This is a genomic window from Massilia sp. GER05, assembly GCF_052056005.1.
GTDB classification, from domain to species: domain Bacteria; phylum Pseudomonadota; class Gammaproteobacteria; order Burkholderiales; family Burkholderiaceae_D; genus Telluria; species Telluria orientalis.
In genome coordinates this window covers 3,414,809-3,433,733 of sequence record NZ_CP178858.1, presented here as the reverse complement: position 1 = coordinate 3,433,733, position 18,925 = coordinate 3,414,809, and the positions used below count along the sequence as shown (strand labels likewise).

13 protein-coding genes are annotated in these 18,925 nt (G+C 68.3%); 6 read left to right on the top strand and 7 right to left on the bottom strand.

Translation table 11 applies throughout. The features are described 5' to 3' along the window. Nucleotides 1-44: 44 nt before the first annotated feature. On the top strand, nucleotides 45-956 hold the full coding sequence (gene kdgD, locus ACL58G_RS15495) for a 5-dehydro-4-deoxyglucarate dehydratase (protein WP_413384897.1): 912 nt from the start codon (nucleotides 45-47) through the stop codon (nucleotides 954-956). Here the strand turns inward: kdgD and ACL58G_RS15490 are convergent, their stop codons facing one another. Continuing rightward, on the bottom strand, nucleotides 957-3,575 hold the full coding sequence (locus tag ACL58G_RS15490) for a glycoside hydrolase family 2 TIM barrel-domain containing protein (RefSeq protein WP_440967707.1): 2,619 nt from the start codon (nucleotides 3,573-3,575) through the stop codon (nucleotides 957-959). Nucleotides 3,576-3,661: 86 nt separating this feature from the next. Then, the gene (locus ACL58G_RS15485) at nucleotides 3,662-5,059 is read right to left on the bottom strand and encodes an alpha-L-fucosidase (protein WP_440967705.1); all 1,398 of its coding nucleotides are present in this window, start codon (nucleotides 5,057-5,059) and stop codon (nucleotides 3,662-3,664) included. Between the two features lie 174 nt (nucleotides 5,060-5,233). Between ACL58G_RS15485 and ACL58G_RS15480 the strand changes: the two genes are divergently transcribed. Together ACL58G_RS15480 and ACL58G_RS15475 are read left to right on the top strand one after the other, a co-directional pair. Continuing rightward, nucleotides 5,234-7,165 (top strand): TonB-dependent receptor plug domain-containing protein, encoded by a 1,932-nt coding sequence (locus ACL58G_RS15480; protein ID WP_440967703.1) that lies wholly within the window; start codon nucleotides 5,234-5,236, stop codon nucleotides 7,163-7,165. A 518-nt stretch (nucleotides 7,166-7,683) separates the two neighbouring features. After that, nucleotides 7,684-9,129, top strand: coding sequence for an NAD-dependent succinate-semialdehyde dehydrogenase (locus ACL58G_RS15475; RefSeq protein ID WP_440967701.1), 1,446 nt, complete (start codon nucleotides 7,684-7,686; stop codon nucleotides 9,127-9,129). On the opposite strand, the gene ACL58G_RS15470 is transcribed toward ACL58G_RS15475, so the two are convergent. From ACL58G_RS15470 to clpP, 3 genes are all read right to left on the bottom strand, one after another. Beyond that, entirely contained in the window at nucleotides 9,126-10,520 is a 1,395-nt protein-coding gene (locus ACL58G_RS15470; RefSeq protein WP_440967700.1) for a diguanylate cyclase, read from the bottom strand. The two genes, ACL58G_RS15475 and ACL58G_RS15470, sit on opposite strands and share 4 nt — an antisense overlap. Before the next feature lie 100 nt (nucleotides 10,521-10,620). Continuing rightward, nucleotides 10,621-12,750, bottom strand: coding sequence for an exo-alpha-sialidase (locus ACL58G_RS15465; RefSeq protein WP_440967698.1), 2,130 nt, complete (start codon nucleotides 12,748-12,750; stop codon nucleotides 10,621-10,623). Nucleotides 12,751-12,958: 208 nt separating this feature from the next. Beyond that, complete coding sequence (clpP, locus tag ACL58G_RS15460) at nucleotides 12,959-13,549, bottom strand: ATP-dependent Clp endopeptidase proteolytic subunit ClpP (protein ID WP_413384882.1); 591 nt, start codon at nucleotides 13,547-13,549, stop codon at nucleotides 12,959-12,961. 142 nt (nucleotides 13,550-13,691) lie between these two features. Here clpP and ACL58G_RS15455 point away from each other — a divergent pair, with 142 nt between their 5' ends. Beyond that, nucleotides 13,692-14,354, top strand: a complete 663-nt coding sequence (locus ACL58G_RS15455) for a sigma-70 family RNA polymerase sigma factor (protein ID WP_440967696.1) — start codon at nucleotides 13,692-13,694, stop codon at nucleotides 14,352-14,354. A 19-nt stretch (nucleotides 14,355-14,373) separates the two neighbouring features. Beyond that, nucleotides 14,374-16,527, top strand: coding sequence for an FUSC family membrane protein (locus ACL58G_RS15450; RefSeq protein ID WP_440967694.1), 2,154 nt, complete (start codon nucleotides 14,374-14,376; stop codon nucleotides 16,525-16,527). A 14-nt stretch (nucleotides 16,528-16,541) separates the two neighbouring features. Here ACL58G_RS15450 and ACL58G_RS15445 read toward each other — a convergent pair whose 3' ends face one another. After that, nucleotides 16,542-17,054, bottom strand: coding sequence for a GNAT family N-acetyltransferase (locus tag ACL58G_RS15445; protein WP_440967692.1), 513 nt, complete (start codon nucleotides 17,052-17,054; stop codon nucleotides 16,542-16,544). A 121-nt stretch (nucleotides 17,055-17,175) separates the two neighbouring features. Between ACL58G_RS15445 and ACL58G_RS15440 the strand changes: the two genes are divergently transcribed. After that, a complete protein-coding gene (locus ACL58G_RS15440; protein ID WP_440967690.1) occupies nucleotides 17,176-17,946 on the top strand; it encodes a DJ-1/PfpI family protein in 771 nt (256 codons plus the stop codon). On the opposite strand, the gene ACL58G_RS15435 is transcribed toward ACL58G_RS15440, so the two are convergent. After that, the gene (locus ACL58G_RS15435; protein WP_413385983.1) at nucleotides 17,924-18,895 is read right to left on the bottom strand and encodes a tripartite tricarboxylate transporter substrate binding protein; all 972 of its coding nucleotides are present in this window, start codon (nucleotides 18,893-18,895) and stop codon (nucleotides 17,924-17,926) included. The genes ACL58G_RS15440 and ACL58G_RS15435 overlap by 23 nt on opposite strands. Nucleotides 18,896-18,925 lie beyond the last annotated feature (30 nt).

Here is an 18,925-nt window from a genome sequence, read left to right as displayed (position 1 = left end):
TTGTACGATGTCTGACAAGTTAAACCCACCGCCCTGGAGCGCAAATGAATCCGCAAGAACTCAAGCAAGTGATGTCGTCCGGCCTGCTGTCCTTCCCCATCACCGACTTCGATGCCGAAGGCAACTTCCGCAAGAACACTTACATCGAACGCCTGGAATGGCTCGCCCCGTACGGCGCCACCGCCCTGTTCGCGGCCGGCGGCACCGGCGAATTCTTCTCGCTGACGCACGACGAATACTCGCAGGTGATCAAGACCGCGGTCGACACGTGCGCCGGCAAGGTGCCGATCCTCGCCGGCGTCGGCGGCCCGACCCGCGCCGCGATCGCGTTCGCGCAGGAAGCCGAGCGCCTGGGCGCGAAAGGCGTGCTGCTGCTGCCGCACTACCTGACGGAAGCGAGCCAGGACGGCCTCGTCGCGCACGTGGAAGAAGTCTGCAAATCGGTGAACATCGGCGTCGTCGTGTACAACCGCGCGCAATGCCGCCTGACCGCGGACTCGCTGGAACAGCTGGCCGACCGCTGCCCCAACCTGATCGGCTTCAAGGACGGCATCGGCGACATCGAACTGATGGTGTCGATCTGGCGCCGCCTCGGCGACCGCTTCAGCTACCTGGGCGGCCTGCCGACCGCGGAAGTGTATGCGGCCGCGTACAAGGCGCTGGGCGTGCCCGTGTACTCGTCGGCCGTCTTCAACTTCATGCCGCAACTGGCGATGGATTTCTATCACGCGATCGCGCAGGACGACCACGCGACGACGAACCGCCTGCTGGACGAATTCTTCCTGCCCTACCTGGCGATCCGCAACCGCAAGGCCGGCTACGCCGTGTCGATCGTGAAGGCGGGCGCCCGCCTCGTCGGCCACGACGGCGGCCCGGTGCGCGCGCCGCTGACCGATTTGACGGAAGAAGAACACGCCATGCTCGATCAACTGATCAAGAAGCAGAACGTGCGCTGATCACCAGAAGGTCGCCGGCGTCCCCGTGATGACGACGTCGGCGATGCGGCAGTTGGCGCCCGCCAGGCGCAGCCGCAAGCGCCGTCCCGTGACGGCGCGCACCGGCACGTCGAACGTGTCGGCCGCCGCCGGCACGTCGTCCAGCACCTGCCACACGCCGCCCGTATCCTGCGCTTCCGCGGTCACGGCGCAGCGCCCACCCGGCGCGAACCGCACCGCCAGCCGGCGGTAATTCACGATGCGCTCGGGGTCGATGGCGATCCACGGCGCCGCGTCGTCCGCCGCCGGCGCCCACCACGTGGCAGCGTCGCCGTCGTTGACCAGCGACGATGCGTGATCGGCCGCGCTCGAACTGGCCTGCGTCGGATTCTTCAGGCCGAACGCCTGCTCTCCCCCCACCGCCATCTTGCGTTGCACGTACGGCCGGTCGGCCGCCAGCGGCGTCACGCCGTCGACGAAGGCCGGACCATCCACCGTCTCCACCGTCAGCACGCCGTCGGCGAGGCCGGGCGACGTCGCGCGGATGCGCGTCGTGCCGCGCTGCCAGCTGCGCATCGCGATGGCGGCCTGGCCGTCGCGGATCGGGATGTCGCCGTCCGGCGTGAACGCGATGCTGCGTCCCGTCGGCAGCTCGCCCGGCCCCGCTTCCAGCGCCAACTTCACGGGCGGGCTGTTGGACAGCGCCCTGCCGGCCGCATCCAACACCGTCACGACCAGTTGCACGTCGTCCGTGCCGTCCGCGTGGCGGATGACGGGACTGCTGGCCGTCACCCGTAGGGCGGCCGGCTGGCCCGGCTGCGGCCACGCGGGCGGCGCGATGCCGCGGTAGGCATTGCGGTACCAGTACCAGCTGCGCTTCGGCAGCCGCGCATAATCGACGAGGCCCATCGAGCCGAACTTGCCCGCGATCGAGCCGTGGTCGAACCCGGCCCATACGGCTTCGCCCGCGCGCCACGGGAAGCGCCACGACGCCGGCTCGCCCGCCTTCGCGCCCGGCGTGCGTTCGATGTCGCCCCAGCCCGGGTCGTATTCGCCCGGCCGGTCCGAGATGGTCGAGCCGTACTCCGCGACGAAGTTGGCGATGCCGGGATTCGGGAACAGCACGGCGCCGTCGCCGTTGTAGCCGGCGATGTCGCCGATGCGGTCGATGTCTCCCCGCTGCGCGCCGTCGACGGCAGCGGGCCGCGTGGGATCGAGCTTGTGCGACAGTGCCACCTCGTCCGCCAGCAGCTTGCGCACGGCCGGCAAGGTCTCCTTGTCGGTGAAGAAGACCTCGTTGTCCATGCCCCACGCGACGACGGACGGATGGTTGCGGTTGATGCGGATGAGTTCCGCCAGCTGCTGCTTGACGCTGTCCTCGAACGCGGCCTGGTGTTCGGCTTCGGGCGGATAGGCGGACCGGCTCCACGGGCTCCTCATGCCGGCCGTGCCCCAGAACGGCGCCTCCGGCAGGAACAGCATGCCGATCCGATCGGTCGCCTCGGCGAAATGCGGGTCGTGCGGATAGTGCGAGCCGCGGATGAAATCGAAACCGGCGTCCTTCATCAGCTGCACGTCGCGGTCGATGGCGGCATTCGTCACGGCGTCGCCCCATCCGGCCTGGTCCTGGTGCACGTTGGCGCCGCGGAAGTAGCGGTGCTCGCCGTTGAGAAAAAAGCCCTGGTCGGCCGTCCACTTGATGGTGCGGAAGCCGAACGACGTCTCGAAGCGGTCGCGCTGGCGCCCCGCCACGTCGAGCGTCGTGACGGCGCGGTACAGCGTGGGCGTCTCGGGACTCCACAGCTCGAGGCCCGCCAGCCGCGCGGACTCCTGCGCGACGTCCAGCGTCTGCCCCGGCGGCACGCGGACGGCCGCGTCGGGCAGCACGGCGACGGTGGCGCCGCGGCCGTCGGCGATGCGGGTGCGCACCGTCACCTTGACCGGTTTGCGACCGTCGTTGCGCACCTCCGTCGCCACGCGCACGGCGCCGCTGCGGCCCGTCAGGCCCGGCGTGGTTACGGCCGTGCCGGTCCACGGGACGTGCACGTCGTCCGTCGTCACGAGCCAGACGTCGCGGTAGATGCCGCCGCTGAAGATATGTTCGCCGGCGCGCGGCGCGAGCGTCGGGTCCCAGGTGTTGTCGACGCGGACGGCGATCACGTTGCGCCCCGGGTGCAGGGCGCCGGTCAGGTCGACGGGAAAGCCGGTATAGCCGCCGCGGTGGCGCGCGATCCTGCGGCCGTTGGCGTACACCTCGGCCGTCTGGAACGCGGCTTCGAACTCGAGCGTCCAGCGGCGCCCGGCGGTCCCTTGCGGCAGCACGAGATCCTTGCGGTACCAGCCGTAGCCGACGTACACCTCGGGCGCCTGGAAGTAAGGCGTGCTGAAACTGTGCGGGAGACCCACGGCCTGCCAGTCGCCGTCGTCGAAGTCGACCTTCTCGGCGCCGCCGATGTCGCCCAGGTGGAAGCGCCAGCCGGCGTTGAAATTCTGCCGCTGGCGCGCGGTAGGTGCTTCGGCCGCGGCCGCGGCAGGGGTTGCGGCATGGACCACGCCGGTCCATATGGCAAGCGCCGTGGCGGCTCGGGCCGCCAGGCGGATCAGGGCCGCCCGGGTAAGGGTCGCCGTCTGCGAACGCATTCGTGCTCCAGGTAGAAAATCATCATTGTGCGGATACCCGGCCTGCGCGGGCAATGATGAAATCCACCGGAGCGGCGAACGTTTTTTCAGCGCACGGGCGCGAGCCCTTCGGCGGACGCATCCAGTTGCAGGGCCACCACAGTGTCCATGTCGTCGCGCGCGGCGGCCGGTACCGAAATCTCGATGCCGCGCGCGGATTGCTCGACCTTCGCCGCGCCGCCGCCCAGCACGGACGCGCGCACGACGCGGGCCGGGAGCGCCGGCAGCGCGAGCTTGTCGCCCGGCCAGTTCAGCACGTGGACATAGACCGTGTTGCCGCGGCGCGTGGACGCGCCCCAGCTGCCCGGCAGGAACGGCCCGCCGCGGGTGCCGTAGATGCTGTCGCCATGCTTGCCCAGCCATGCGCCGATCTCGCGCAGGCGCTGGGCCTGCGCCGGATCGATGCGGCCGTCGGGGTCGGGCCCCACGTTGAGCAGCAGGTTGCCGTCGCGTCCCGCCACGTTCGCCAGCAGCTGGATGTAGTGCTTCAGGGGCTTCGGCTGCATGTTCGGCTGGTAGCCCCAGGCGCCGGCGATCGTCGTGCACAGCTCCCACGGATGCTGGTCGTCGAAGTCGCCCAGCGCGCCGTCGCCTTCGCGCGAGTGGAAGTCTTCCTTCATGTCCGCGCGGCCGTTGATGACGACGTTCGGCTGCAGGCGGCGCAGCATCGTGTGCACCTTGTCGTGCTGCCAGTCGAAGCCGCCGCCGTAGTGCTTGCCGGGCGCGCGCTTCTGCCACTGCGCGGCGGACCAGTCGCCGCCGAAGCTCAGCCAGTCGGTCTCGCCGCCGTCGAACCACAGCACGTCGAGCTTGCCGTAGTTGGACAGCAGTTTTTCCATCTGGCGGTGGTACTGGGCGCGCATCGCTTCCGCGCTGTCCCGGTACAGGTCGGGGAAGAAGTAGCCCGGATAGCGCCAGTCCAGCGGCGAGTAATACAGCCCCACGCCCATGCCGGCCTTGCGCGCGGCCTTCACGTAGTCCGCGACGAAATCGCGCTGCGCGGCCGTCTTCGTGCTCGAGAACGGATTGTCGCCGTCGTCGAACATCGCAAAGCCGTCGTGGTGGCGCGACGTGAACACCATGTATTTCATGCCCGCGGACTTCGCCAGCTGCGCCCACCCGTCCGGGTCGAAGTGGCGCGGCTTGAACTGGCCGGCCAGCTTCGCGTATTCGTTCACCGGGGTCTGTTCCATGAATTGCGCCCACTCGCCGCGGCCGGGGATGGCATACAGCCCCCAGTGGATGAACATGCCGAAGCGGGCCTGGCGCCACCAGGCGATGCGGGCGGCCGCGTCGTCGTCGGCGGACGGTGCTCCGGCGGCCGGCGCGGCGGCGGGGGTCGTCTGTGCGGACGCCGCGCCCGGCAGCGCGCATGCGGCGGCGGCCAGCAACAGGCCGGCCAGGGCGCGCCGGCGGCGGCCGTGCGCTGGAATGAATGTGTTCACAGTGTCTCCGTTGGATTTTGTCGGATTGTCCGAATTGTGTCCCGTCTCCGCAATTATGAAATCGCTTATCGCCGTCATAAAAAATGTGGAAGCCGCGCACGGCACGATGGTATCGGTAACAAATCGATTTCTGCAATACAATCTTGCGAATTCGACTAAATGTGTCCTGTTACCATGCTCAGTTCCACATTGTTTCCTCCCGCGGCCGTCCGGGTCTCCGCCCTCCTCGCCGCCCTCCTCGCCGCGCCGGCCGCCAGGGCCATCGTCCCCGCACAGAACGACGATATCGCGGAACTGAGCCTGGAAGAACTGGCCAACATCCAGGTCACGTCCGTATCGAAACGGTCGGAATCGCTGTCCGACGCGGCGGCCTCCATCTTCGTCATCACGGGCAACGACATCCGCCGCGCGGGCGCCGCGTCGCTGCCGGAAGCGCTGCGGCTCGCGCCCAACCTGCAGGTGGCGCGCGTCGATGCGCGCAATTACGCGGTCACGGCGCGCGGCTTTTCCAGCCCGTTCGAAAACAAGCTGCTCGTGCTGATCGACGGCCGCACCGTGTACTCTCCCCTGTTCTCCGGCGTGTTCTGGGACGTGCAGGACGTGGTGCTGGACGACGTCGAGCGCATCGAAGTGATCAGCGGCCCGGGCGCGACCTTGTGGGGTGCGAATGCCGTCAACGGCGTCATCAACATCATCACGAAGTCGTCCGCCGCCACGCAGGGCGCGCTGCTGGCGGCGACCCTCGGCAAGGATGCGCGCGACGGCGCCGTGCGCTACGGCGGCCGGATGAAAGGCGACGGCCACTATCGCGCCTACGCCAAGCACGCCGAAAACGACGACACGCACACGGCGGCGGGCGCCACCACGCAAACGGGCTGGCACCGCGACCAGGCCGGGTTCCGCACGGACTGGGGCGATGGGCTCACGGTCCAGGGCGACGTTTACGACGCGCGGCTGCGCCAGGCGAATACGCGCGACATCAGGGTCGCCGGCGCCAACCTGCTGGGGCGCGCGGCGCGCACGTTCGGGGACGGCTCGTCGGCCACCGTCCAGCTGTACTGGGACCACACGGAGCGCGACCAGCCGAACGCCTTCCACGAACGCCTCGACACGTTCGACCTGCAGTTGCAGCACGCCGTGCACGTCGGCGGCAGCCACCATGTCGTGTGGGGCGGCGGCTACCGCCTGGGCCACGACCGCGTCGAGAACGGCCCCGCGTTCGGCTTCCTGCCCGGAACGCTGAACCTGCGCTGGGCGAACCTGTTCGCGCAGGACGAGATCGCGCTGCGCGACAACCTGCGCCTCACGGCCGGCCTGAAAATCGAGGACAACAATTACACGGGCGTCGAAATGCTGCCCACCTTGCGCCTCGCGTGGAATCCGCGGCCGGCTGCCCTCGTGTGGACGTCGCTGTCGCGCGCCGTGCGGGCGCCGTCGCGCATCGACCGCGATTTGTACAGTCCCATCCGGCCGCCCGTCGTAAACGGCGTGCCGCAGTATGGCGTGGCGGGTGGTCCCGGGTTCGAATCGGAGACGGCCAAGGTGTTCGAACTGGGCTACCGCGGCCGGCCCTCGGCGTCCCTGTCGTATTCGACCACCTTGTTCTTCAGCCGCTACGACCGGCTGCGCACGCTGGAGCCGAATCCGTCCGGCCCGGGTTCCGTGTTCGAGAACCGGGCGGACGGCCTCACGCGCGGCATCGAAGCGTGGGCCACGTGGCAGGCGGCGGATGCGTGGCGCCTGTCCGGCGGCGGCGTCGTGCAGCGCGTCGGCACCACCCTGGAGCCCGGCAGCCGCGACCTGTCGGGAACGACGGGCCTGTTCACGAGCGACCCGACGCATTACTGGCAGGTGCGCTCCTCGTACGACATCGGCGCCGGCCAGGAATTCGACGTCACCTTGCGCCACGTGGGTGCGCTGCCGCGCCCGAGCGTGCCCGCGTACACGGCCGTCGATGCGCGCTGGGGCTGGCGCATCCGCCGCGGCGTCGAGCTGTCGATCATCGGCCAGAATCTGTTCGATCCGCGCCATGCGGAATTCGGGTCGGCCGCCACGCGCAGCGAATACGAACGCGCGCTCGCCGTGCGGGTCGTGTGGACGCCCTGACGCCAGTCGGCGTCAGGGCGGAAATCGCCGATCGAGTTCCCCGCGCCGCGCGCCGCGTCGGCCCGGTAATAGCGTTCGAACACGCGTTCGAGGTGCTCGGATCCCGGTCGGCGGGACTGTCGGGGAATCAGGTCGTGCGCCTCAGGTCGCGCGGATGGCGTGGTAGTTCATTGTGTCGTCCTCTCTTCTTTTTGTTCTCTGGATGGTAGAACGCCAACCAAATGGTTGCGCAAACAAACTTCCAGTTTCGCCTGGCAAGACCACTTTTTGGTTAAAAAATGTTGATTAAATATAAAATGCTAATCTAAATATCAAACATCCCAGCGACCAATGGAATTTTTTGCGCGACCGATATCGCAAATGGTATCGTCATCCCGAGCGCATGATATACGCTACCAATGTTTGCTAACATTCGTGTTGTGCGCAAACACTCACACGGATTTCACACGGTGTTAAGCAAACAATCCGCAGCGGTGCGATCATTGCGTTCTCTGCATCCGACAACTCATAGAGGACCCATGACCACCTCCAGCTATCCCGACACCCGCCTCCTGATCGCCAACGAATGGGTCGACGCCACCGGCGGCAAGACGATCCCGGTCGTGAACCCGGCCACGGGCCAGGCGATCGGCACCGTCGCGCACGCGGCCATCGCCGACCTGGACCGCGCCCTCGCCGCCGCCCAGCAGGGCTTCGAGAAATGGCGCTTCGTGCCCGCCGCCGAGCGCGCCGCCATCATGCGCCGCGCCGCCAGCCTGCTGCGCGAACGCGCCGGCGACATCGCCCGCCTGCTGACCCAGGAACAGGGCAAACCGCTTGCGGAAGCAAAAATGGAAGCGCTGGCCGGCGCCGAGATCATCGACTGGTTCGCGGCCGAGGGCATGCGCGTGTACGGCCGTATCGTGCCGGCCCGCAACCCGCAGGCGCAGCAGCTCGTGCTGAAGGAACCGGTCGGCCCCGTCGCCGCCTTCACGCCGTGGAACTTCCCGATCAACCAGGTCGTCCGCAAGCTGGCCGCCGCGCTGGCCACCGGCTGCTCGTTCCTGTGCAAGGCGCCGGAAGAGACCCCGGCCTCCCCGGCCGCGTTGTTCCAGTGCTTCGTCGACGCGGGCGTGCCGGCCGGCGTCGTGGGCCTCGTGTTCGGCGATCCGGCCGAGATCTCGGGCTATTTGATCCCGCACCCGGTCATCCGCAAGGTCACGTTCACGGGTTCCACGCCGGTCGGCAAGCAGCTCGCCGCGCTGGCCGGCGCGCACATGAAGCGCGTGACGATGGAACTGGGCGGCCATGCGCCGGTGATCGTCGCCGAAGACGCGGACGTGACCCTGGCCGTCAAGGCGGCCGGCGCCGCCAAGTTCCGCAACGCGGGCCAGGTCTGCATCTCGCCGACCCGCTTCCTCGTGCACAACGCGATCAAGGACGAGTTTACGCGCGCCTTCGTGGCGCATGCGGAAGGCCTGAAACTGGGCGACGGCCTGCTTGAGGGCACGACCCTCGGTCCCCTCGCCAATTCGCGCCGCGTGACGGCGATGGCGAAGATGGTCGAGGATGCGCAAGCCAAGGGCGCGATCGTCGCGACGGGCGGCAAGCGCGTGGGCGACGCCGGCAACTTCTTCGCGCCGACGATCCTCGCCGACGTGCCGCTGGAAGCGTCGATCTTCAACGACGAACCGTTCGGCCCCGTCGCCGGCATCCGCGGCTTCGACAGCCTCGAGGAGGCGATCGCGGAAGCGAACCGCCTGCCGTACGGCCTGGCCGGCTACGCGTTCACGCGCTCGATCAAGAACGCGCACCTGCTGATGAACCGCGTGGAAGTGGGCATGCTGTGGATTAACCAGCCGGCCACGCCGAGCGCCGAGCTGCCGTTCGGCGGCGTCAAGGATTCGGGCTACGGTTCCGAAGGCGGTCCGGAAGCGCTGGAAGCCTACCTCAACACGAAGGCCATCTCGATGGTGGGCGTCTAGGCGACGACGACGCGGTTGCGGCCGGCGTGCTTGGCGCTGTAGAGCGCCGCGTCGGCCTGCGACAGCAACGTGCCGATGGGCGTGTCCGGGGCGTCCCGGCAGCCCAGGCCGATGCTGACGGTGGCGTGCAGGCGCACGCCGCCTTCCAGCACGGTCGGCTGCGCCGCGAACGCGTCGCAGATGCGCTGCGCGATCGCGCGCGCGTCCTCGGGATCGCAGCCGGGCAGCAGCACGGCGAATTCCTCGCCGCCCAGGCGTCCCAGCACGTCGCCCGCGCGCAGGCACCCCGCCGCCACGCGCGCGAAATGGGTCAGCACTTCGTCACCGGCCGCGTGGCCGTGGGTGTCGTTGACCTTCTTGAAAAAATCGATATCCATCATCAGCACGGCGGCCGCCTGCACCGTGTCCGCGCGCGCCATGAAGCCGCCGCGGTTGAGCACTTGCGTGAGCGGATCGTGCGACGCCGCGTGCCGCAGCCGCGCCAGTAGTTCGTTGCGGGCCACCATCACGCTCGCGACGGCCAGCGGAGCCAGTGCCGTCAACGTCACCCCGACGCGCAGCGACATGACGGCCTGCGGGGTATCGACGGGGGCGCCGATCGCGAGCATGCCGCTGGCGATCGCGAGCAGGGTCCACATCGAGAACAGCAAGGTGATGCCCGCCGTGGCGAACAGGCTGTACGTCAGCGCGCACCACAGCATGGCGGGAATCGGAAAGGAGATCACGCCGGGCCCGCCCAGCTGCGTCTCCAGCCACAGGCTGCCCGCGAACGCGGCCAGCGGCGCGAGGTGGCCGATGCGCCAGGCGGGTGCGTCGCCGCGGCGTCCGCGTCGCGCCAGCCGGCGCGCCAGGTCCGGCATCGTCAGCAGCACGGGCAGGATCGCGATGGTGTTGACGAGCTCCGTCGAAAACCAGAACAGGAAGCCGTACGCGCGCGTGCCGCCGAACAGCGCCGGGTGGATCACGGTGCCGCCCACGCCGGCCGCCGCGGCGCCGCACAGCGCCACCAGCACGAAACGCAGCATCGAGCGCGGATGGCGCAGGCCGCGCATGTCGTCGCTCATCCGTTTCAGCAGCGCATAACCCACCGACACGCCCATCAGATTGGTCGTCGTGAGCATGAGGGTCTTGGGCCAGCCGTGCTGCATGATCAGGTCGGCGACGATGTAGCCGGCGATGGCGGCCAGCCAGTGCGCCGCTGTCGGCGGATGGGCGCGCCGCAACAGCAGCCCGACGAGGACGGCGTTCGTGGGCCAGAACGCGGCCAGCACGCCCGGGGGCGCCGTGTAGATGCCAAAGATGGAACAGCTGAAGACAACCGCGCCGACCAGCAGCGCGTCTGTCAGGTCGAGGCCGGCAACCGGTCGATGGAGGGCATGAGAAGGTTGCACGGCTCGAAGGAATCGTTGGGAACACGCTTCGGGCCAGATTAGCACAGTTCCGTACGGAAACAATCTGTTCTGACAAGAGGCGTGTTCACAACGCAACGGCTTACGGCTTGCCGACCACGATCCCCCGTCCCGCCGTGCTCATGTAGACCACGCCGAACGTGTTCATGTCACCGACGACGAAATGGCCGTTGCCCGGACCGCCGTACTGGTGCGCGTTGTCGTTGATGCGGGTCCAGCTCTGCCCCGCGTCGGTGGACCGGTACACGCCGGTCACGCCGCCGATGGTGCCCCAGATGAACACGGTCGGATACGACGCGCCCGCCGCGGCCTTGCCGAAGCCGACCGCGCCGCAATACGTGACGTTGGCGATATTGCTGAATTGCCAGCCCGAGCTCGTGGTCCGGGCGAGGCCGCCCCAGTTCAGCGGCACCCAGATATCGCCTTCGCGGCCCGGCGCGGCGCGAATCACGTCGCTGCCCCACGTGGCCAGCGTGTTGAACTTCCAGAACGACGCGCCGCTGTCCGTGCTGATCATGAAGCTGCCGTCGGCCGGGTTGTACACGTAGAACTTGCTCGCATTGGCCGGATCCGCGACCGGACGCGCATTGTTGACGCTGAGGCCGCCCACCGTCGACCAGCTCCCGCCCATGTTGGTGGAACGGTACATGGTCGACGAATTGGACGGGTTGTGCAGCAGGACCGTGCCGCTGGCCGACAAGGCCACCTGGCCGTAGGTGCCGTTCATATTGGTCTGGTTCCAGTTCACGCCGCCATTGGCCGACGTGTACATCTTGTTCCCGACCCGCACCGCGAGGTTCGTGTTGGCGTCGGCGACGGCCAGGCCCGTGGTCGTGCCCATCGTCGGCGAGAACTGCGGGTTCGTGTACGCGTCGATGTTGTAGTGCAGGAAGCCGTCGTAGTCGCCGATGGCGGACAGCACCGGGCCGCCCGGGATGCTGTTGATATTCAGCGGCACCGTTTCTTCCAGCCCCTTGACCGTGAACGTCCACGTGGTCGGCACCGCGTCGATATTCGCCGTCTTGAAGATGCCGTTGCCCGAGGTCACCCACACGGCCTTGTTGTTGAACGGATCGAACACGGCCACGCCGGCCCAGTGGATCGCCTTACCGTTGATCCAGGGCACGCCGCCATTGTCGCGGACGAAGCCGCGGTTGATCACGTCGGTCCAGCTGGCGCCGCCGTTGGTCGAGATGTACACGTGGTCGCCCCAGCTGTCGCCCTGCTGCATGTACTGGTTGATCGTCGACGCGACCAGGCGCTGGGAATTGGACGGATCCACGCTGATGCCGCTGAACGCCGCGTTGACGCCGGACGGGGTCACGTTCGTCCACGCGCCGTTCGAGATCGTGTAGCGCCAGATCTGGCCGCTGTTCATGGGTTCCGAGCCCGAACTGTTGCCGTTCGGGCCGGCACCGTTGGCATACGTGATGTACACGTTGCCGGCGCCGTCGAACGCGGCGCGCTGCGGCATCAGGCCGGACGGGCTGCCGGAGATGGCGCTGAACGACGCGCCCGCGTTATCGCTGCGGTACAGGTTCGCCCCCGCCGAGCCGTAGCGCGAGACGCCGACCAGCAGCCGCTGCGCCACGCCGCCCGACACGCTGGACGGATCGGCCAGGACGAGGCTGATGCCATTGTCGTTGGGCGTCGTCGTCACGTTCAGCGCCGTCACCCTGGCCCAGCTCGCGCCATAGTTCGTGCTCTTGAACAGCCCGTTCTGGCGCGTGCCGGCGTATAGCACATTGCTCGAGCCCGGGTCGACGACGAGCCGCTCGCCGTTCTGGCGGCCCATGCCGTTGCCGTGCGCCTTGAACTGGCTCGTCACGTCGGCGACGCTGAACGTCCTGCCGTAATCGGACGAGCGCAGCACCGCGGTCTTGCCGTTGTTGAAATAATTGATCCCGACGGTCATGTAGACATTGGCGGCGTTCTTCGGGTCGACCGCGAGCGCTTCGACGCCGAGGAAGCCGACCTGGTCTTCCGCCACCCAGTCCAGCAGCGACACCCAGCGGCCGCTGGCATTGTCCCACCGGTACGCGCCGCCGACGTCCGTGCGTGCGTACACGACATTCGCTTCCGTCTTGCTGGGAATGACGGCGGACACGAATCCGCCGCCGCCGATGCCGACATTTCCCCACGAATACGCCATCGCCGGCTGCTGGACGGCCAATGCGGCCGCCGCGAGCAGTGTTGCATTGATCAACTTCATGTAATGCCTCCTAAGATTTGTTATGCATATGAAGTAAGGCAACGCCTGATTCTGCGCAGGCGCCGATCCCTACGTTCGGCTTGTCTCCATCAAGCCGAATCGCAAGAATCTCCGAAACATATCTGAGAAGATTGACCGCACACGATGGCGTATCCACGCCTGCGAAAAATTGTTGGTGGAGCTGGCGGTTTTCATAACGACGCCCAGGTCAGCCGGCACCGCGCGCCTCCAGCACCCGGTCGATGAGGCCATACTCGACGCCCTCGGCGGCGGACATGTAGCGGTCGCGGTCCGTGTCCTTCTCGATCCGCGCCAGGGTCTGCCCCGTGCGTTCCGCGAGGATCGTGTTCAGGCGGTGGCGCTGGTACAGCATCTCGCGCGCCTGGATGTCGATGTCGGCCGCGACGCCCTGCGATCCGCCGTGCGGCTGGTGGATCATGATGCGGGCGTTCGGCAATGCGTACCGCTTGCCGGGCGCGCCAGCCGCCAGCAGGAACGAGCCCATGCTGGCGGCGAAGCCCGTGCACAGCGTCGATACGGCGGGGCGGATGAACTGCATCGTGTCGTACACGGCCATTCCCGCATACACGGACCCGCCGGGCGAGTTGATGTACAGTGAGATGTCCTTGTCCGGATTGTCCGATTCGAGGAACAGCAGTTGCGCGACGATCAGGTTGGCCGACTGTTCCGTCACCTCGCCGACGAGGAAGACGACGCGTTCCTTCAGCAGGCAGGAATAGATGTCGAAGGCGCGTTCGCCGCGGCCGGTCTGCTCGATGACGGTGGGAACGAAGTTCATGATGGTCCTTGCGGTGGTGGAAGGTGCCTCATGACGCTTGCCGCCGGGCGCCGTGTGACGGCGTAAAAAATATGCCGGCGGCGTGTCACATCCGGGCCGCGCCGGACGTCAAGCGGGACCACCACCAGCGAGGAGATGCACGATGCCATGCACCAGCGCCACCGACGTGTTCGAACAATTGCGTCCGCGCCTGATCGCGCTCAGCCTGCGCATCGTCGGCAGCGCGGCGGACGCCGAGGACGTCGTGCAGGACTGCTTCCTGAAATGGCAGGCCGCGGACCGGGCCGCGCTGGCGACGCCCGCGGCGTGGCTGACGACCGTCGTGCGGCACCAGTCGATCGACCGCCTGCGCCGGCGCGCGCGCGAGACGCAGGCCGCGCACGCCGCCATGGAACTCGTGCCCGCCGCGCCGCCCGCCGCGCCGGACGAGGCGCTGCTGCGGCGTGCGGACGTGGGCGACGCGCTGGCCCGGCTCCTCGCCCGGCTGTCGCCGTCCGAGCGGCTGGCGCTGGTCCTGTTCGACGTGTTCGAATGCGGCCACGCCGACATCGCGGCCGCGCTCGGCACGACACCGGCGAACGCGCGCCAGCACCTGTCGCGCGCGCGGCGCCGCCTGCGCGCAACCGAGGGCGACACGCCGCCGGACGAAAAGCTGTGCCGCGAGCTCATCCGCCGCTTCCATGCCGCGCTCGACGGGCTCGACGTGCCGGCGATGATCACCCTGCTCAGCGAGACCCAGCCGATGGCCGTGCGCGCCCAGGCGTGCGCCAACGATGCCGCGTACGATTTCCGGATGGCGGCATAGGGACGCCGGCGACGCTATAATGACTCGTCCATTGCTGACGCGTCCCCACATGCATTACGCCCTCGCGCCGCGCACGCTCTTCTTCAGTCATTACTTTTATACCGGCCTGCGCATCGCCACGGGCGTCGTCGGCCTGACGTTCCTGACGTATGCCGTCGCCGACCTGCCGACCGCGATGGCGGTGGCGATGGGCGCGCTGTGCACGAGCCTGATGGACCTGCCCAGCCCGCTGCGCCACAAGTTCAACGAGATGCTGGCCGGCGTGCTGACGTGCTCGCTGGTGGCGCTGCTCGTCAGCCTGTGTTCGCCCGTGCAATGGCTGCTGCGCACCGTCATCGTGCTCGTCTCCTTCCTCGCCAGCATGATGACCGTGTATGGCCGCAAGGCGATGCCGCTGCAGTTCGTCGCGCTGTTCGTGATGATGCTGTCGAGCGACGCCGCCGCCACGCCGCTGCAGGCGCTGCGCCAGGGCGCCCTGTTCTTCGCGGGCGGTGCCGGCTACATGACGTATGCGATGGTCGTCGTCTGGCGGCTGCGGCGCCGCCTGAAGCAGCAGGTGCTGGCCGAAGCGCTGTACGAACTGGCGGCCTATACCGGCATCAAGGCCGGCTGCTACGACATGGCCAACCCGCTGCCGGCGCAGATGGAAAAGCTCGTGCGCCAGCAAAGCGTGCTGGCCGAGCGCCAGCAGGCGTCGCGCGACCTGGTCCTGCGCGGCAAGCCCAGGGACGACGAGGCCGTCCTCGTGCGCGTGCACTACGCCATGTTCGACCTGTACGAACTGGTGCTCTCGACGCACACCGATTACGCCCTGCTGCGCCAGCATTTCGCGGGCGGCCCCGTGCTGCCGCTGCTGGGCGACCTGATCGGCAAGGCGGCGCGCGACATCGAATCGGCGGCATACGCCATGACGCGCGACCGGCCGTCGCATGCCGATACCGATTACCGCCCCGAGCTGGCCGCGCTGGAGACGGCATTGCGCGCCCTGCCCCCGGCCGACAGCGACGAGGTCAATCCGCAGGCCGTGCTGCGCGCCACGTCCAACAAGATCCGCGACATGATCGCGATGATCGCGCGCCTGCACGCCGCCAGCGGGACGGAGGGCGGGACACTCCCGATGGCGCCGGGCAGCGACCTGACGCCCTTCCTCACCCAGCAGCGCTACAACCTGGGCACGCTCGTCGCCAACCTGCGCTGGACGTCGCCCACGTTCCGGTTCGCGCTGCGCGTGGCGATGGCGATCTCGGTGGGCCTGCTGTCGTCCGAATGGCTGCCGTACACGTCGCACGGCTACTGGACGGCGCTGACGATCGCCGTGATCCTCAAGCCGACGTTCAGCATGACGCGCCAGCGCCGCACCGACCGCCTGGTCGGCACGCTGATCGGCTGCGTGCTCACGGCGCTGATCCTCCGCTTCGTCCATTCGCCGGCCGTGCTGATCGGCTTCCTGTTCGTCGCGACCGCGGCCGGGCCGACCTTCCTGTCGATCAAGTACCGCTACACGGCGATCGCCGCCAGCGTGCAGGCCCTGCTGCTGATCGGCCTGACCGTGCCGCATTTCGCCGGCGCCATCGAACAACGCCTGCTCGACACGCTGCTCGGCGCGCTGATCGCCTCGTTCTTCAGCTACGTGCTGCCGAACTGGGAACACCAGCACCTGCCGGAGCTGGTGGACGCCGTGACCGACGCGAACCGCGGCTACATCGACGCCGCCGAAGACCTGCTGCTGGAACGCGCGGTCGACGATGCCCGCTACCGGATCCAGCGCAAGCGCTTCATGGACGCCCTCGCGAACCTCAGCGCGGCGCTGGGCCGCATGCTCGACGAACCGGCCTCCCAGCAGCGCGCGCCCGCCGAGCTGAACCGATTCACGGTGCAGAACTACCTGCTGATGGCGCACATGGCCGCGCTGCGCCTGCTGCTGCAGCGCTACGCGGACAACCTGCCGCGCGCGGAAGTCGAAGCCACGCTCGGGGCCGCGCAGGCGGAACCGGCGCCGCTGCCCGGCAGCACGGACCGGATGGCGGCCTGGACCGGCTGGGCGCCGCTGCGGCGCCGGCTGCGGCTGCTGCAACAGGATGCGGCGCAGGTGGCGCTGTGCCATGGCGTGATCGATAGCGCGCTCGGGCGGGATGCCGATCGCTTGCCGGTCCCGCGCCGTCACAATTCATGAATTCCGGCCGGATCTCATGGCTGTCCATCGCGCTGCGGCAGGTCGATCTCCCAGGTCGCGGCGTCGATGCGGCGGAATCCCAGGCTGCTGAACAGGCGCTGCGCCCGATGGTTCCCCGCAGCCACGTCCGCCTTGAGTCGCCGTAGCCGCAGCACGTCTGCGGCATACCCCATCAAGAGCCTGACGGCCTCGCTCATGATGTGCTTGCCCCACTCGGCACGCATCAGTAAACAACCGACCTCTGCGGTAGCGGTCGACCAGTCGAACGAATGCAATCCGCACGTACCTATTAGCGTATCGCTCTCCTTCAGGGCAATTGCCCACTCCAGCGATTCGCCGCTCGCCAGCAGGGTACGCACGCTCTCCAGCATGAGCGCGACCGTGTCCAGGTCCGGAAACGGACTTTCATCCGTATGGCGCATGACGACGGGGTCGCCGTAGAGCTCGAGCAGGCGTATCGCGTCATCATGCCGCATGGTGCGCAGGAAAATCCTTTGGCCGTGAATGTGCGGGAGCTCGGCAGTCATGACACGCGTATCGAATGATGATGGCCAAGTTTACGTTTTCGTTGCCCTCAAGACAAGCAACAGGGAACTAATGGGCCGCGCCCAACTCTGTCGTTCATGGTGACCGAGCGGACACGCGATCATGAACACAAACAAGCGACTGGCCGGAAAGCGCATAGCGATACTCGCCGCCGACGGCTTCGAGCAGGCGGAATTCAAGACCCCGGTGGCGGCCCTTGCGGATGCCGGCGCCGTTGCCGAGGTAGTCTCGCTGCGGCGCGGACGCATCCGCGGCATGAACCTGCACCAGCCCGGTGAACTCGTGCGCATCGACCGGACGATCGACGACGTCCAGGCCGCCGACTTCGACGGCCTGCTGGTGCCTGGCGGCTACGTCAGCCCGGACATCCTGAGGCAGTCCGCCCCTGCGCGGGCCTTCGTGCGGCAGTTCGACGCGGCAGGAAAGCCCATCGCCCTGCTGTCCCAGGCGCCCTTGATCCTCGTGTCGGCCGGGCTCGCGCCGCGGCGCACGCTGACGTCGTGGCCGGGCATCCGCGACGACGTCGTCAACGCGGGCGCGACCTGGCTGAACCAGGACGTGGTGCGCGACGCGCACGTGCTGTCGTGCCGCGGCACGCAAGACCTGGCCGCCTTCGTACAGGCGTTGACGCCCTTCTTCGCCGGCGAACCTGCGACGCAGGCCAACGCGGCCGAGGCGCGATCGGACCCGGCGCAGGACAAGCCGCTGGAACAGCCGAACCAGTCGCTGCGCTGGCTCGCGGCGCCGTCGTTCGGGACGATGCTCAGCCTGGCGCTGCTGGGCGTGGGGGTCGTGGCCGCGCAGCGCGCTCGGCAGAAGACCGCCTCCGCGGACGCGCCCGCGGAAGACGCTAGCGCTCGCGCACGAGATTGAACTGCCGGGCCTGGCGCTTGTAGTCGGCCACGGCCTGGTGGATGTAGCGGGTCAGTGCATCGCCCGTCAACGCGAGCGGATACAGGCCGATCTGCGCGCGCATCTGCGCGAACTCGGGCGCCGACTCGATGCGGTCGAACGCCTGCACCCAGCGGCGGTAATCCGCATCGGACACGTCCGGCCCCATCAGGATGCCGCGGATCAGCGGCCACACGATATCGTAGCCCTGCTCGCGCGCCGTGGGCACGCCCGCCATCGCGCCCGTGAGGCGTTTATCGGACAGCACGGCCAGCACGCGCACCTTGCCGGACGCCGTGTACAACGCCGTCTCCGACACGTCGCTCGACACGACCTGCACATAGCCCGCCTGCATCGCGACGAACTCCTCGCCGCCCCCTTCCAGCGCGACGAAGCGCAGCTGGCGCGGGTCGAGGCCGGCCTGGCGGGCCAGCAGCGCCATCTTCATCCAGTCCTGGCTGCCGATCGTGCCCGACATGCCGATCACGATCTTCTCGGGGTCGCGCCGCAGGACGTCCACCAGGTCGCGCAGCGAACGGTACGGCGAATCGGCCGGCACGGCGATGACGCCGTAGTCGACGCCGAGCGCCGCCACCCAGCGCACGTCGTCCGGACTGGCCTTGCCGAACTTGCCCTGCGCGAGGTTCAGCAGCGACCCGCCGGAAAACGCGACGAGCGTGTCCGGCTCGGCGCGGCGCTGCGACACCACCGTGTGCCACGCCACGGCGCCGATTCCGCCCGGCAGGTAGCTCAGCTTCAGGCGCGGCGCGCCGGGCTTGGCTTGCAGCGCCTTCTGGGCCAGCTTGCAGGTCAGGTCCATCGCCCCGCCCGGCTTGGACGGGACGAGGCATTCGGCGGCCGGTTGTGCCGCTCCGGCGGGCAGCGCGGCCAGCAGCGGCAAGGACAACAGGATCGTGCGCAGGGACGTCATGACGCTCATGATACTCGCGTTGGCGTCCGC

What these genes read in the sequence shown, in the direction of transcription:
- ACL58G_RS15440 (WP_440967690.1), top strand. Translation starts at nt 17,176, where the DNA reads ATGAACACAAACAAGCGACTGGCCGGAAAGCGCATAGCGATACTCGCC.
- ACL58G_RS15445 (WP_440967692.1), bottom strand. Translation starts at nt 17,054, where the DNA reads ATGACTGCCGAGCTCCCGCACATTCACGGCCAAAGGATTTTCCTGCGC.
- ACL58G_RS15450 (WP_440967694.1), top strand. Translation starts at nt 14,374, where the DNA reads ATGACTCGTCCATTGCTGACGCGTCCCCACATGCATTACGCCCTCGCG.
- ACL58G_RS15435 (WP_413385983.1), bottom strand. Translation starts at nt 18,895, where the DNA reads ATGACGTCCCTGCGCACGATCCTGTTGTCCTTGCCGCTGCTGGCCGCG.
- ACL58G_RS15490 (WP_440967707.1), bottom strand. Translation starts at nt 3,575, where the DNA reads ATGCGTTCGCAGACGGCGACCCTTACCCGGGCGGCCCTGATCCGCCTG.
- ACL58G_RS15480 (WP_440967703.1), top strand. Translation starts at nt 5,234, where the DNA reads ATGCTCAGTTCCACATTGTTTCCTCCCGCGGCCGTCCGGGTCTCCGCC.
- clpP (WP_413384882.1), bottom strand. Translation starts at nt 13,549, where the DNA reads ATGAACTTCGTTCCCACCGTCATCGAGCAGACCGGCCGCGGCGAACGC.
- ACL58G_RS15475 (WP_440967701.1), top strand. Translation starts at nt 7,684, where the DNA reads ATGACCACCTCCAGCTATCCCGACACCCGCCTCCTGATCGCCAACGAA.
- kdgD (WP_413384897.1), top strand. Translation starts at nt 45, where the DNA reads ATGAATCCGCAAGAACTCAAGCAAGTGATGTCGTCCGGCCTGCTGTCC.
- ACL58G_RS15455 (WP_440967696.1), top strand. Translation starts at nt 13,692, where the DNA reads ATGCCATGCACCAGCGCCACCGACGTGTTCGAACAATTGCGTCCGCGC.
- ACL58G_RS15465 (WP_440967698.1), bottom strand. Translation starts at nt 12,750, where the DNA reads ATGAAGTTGATCAATGCAACACTGCTCGCGGCGGCCGCATTGGCCGTC.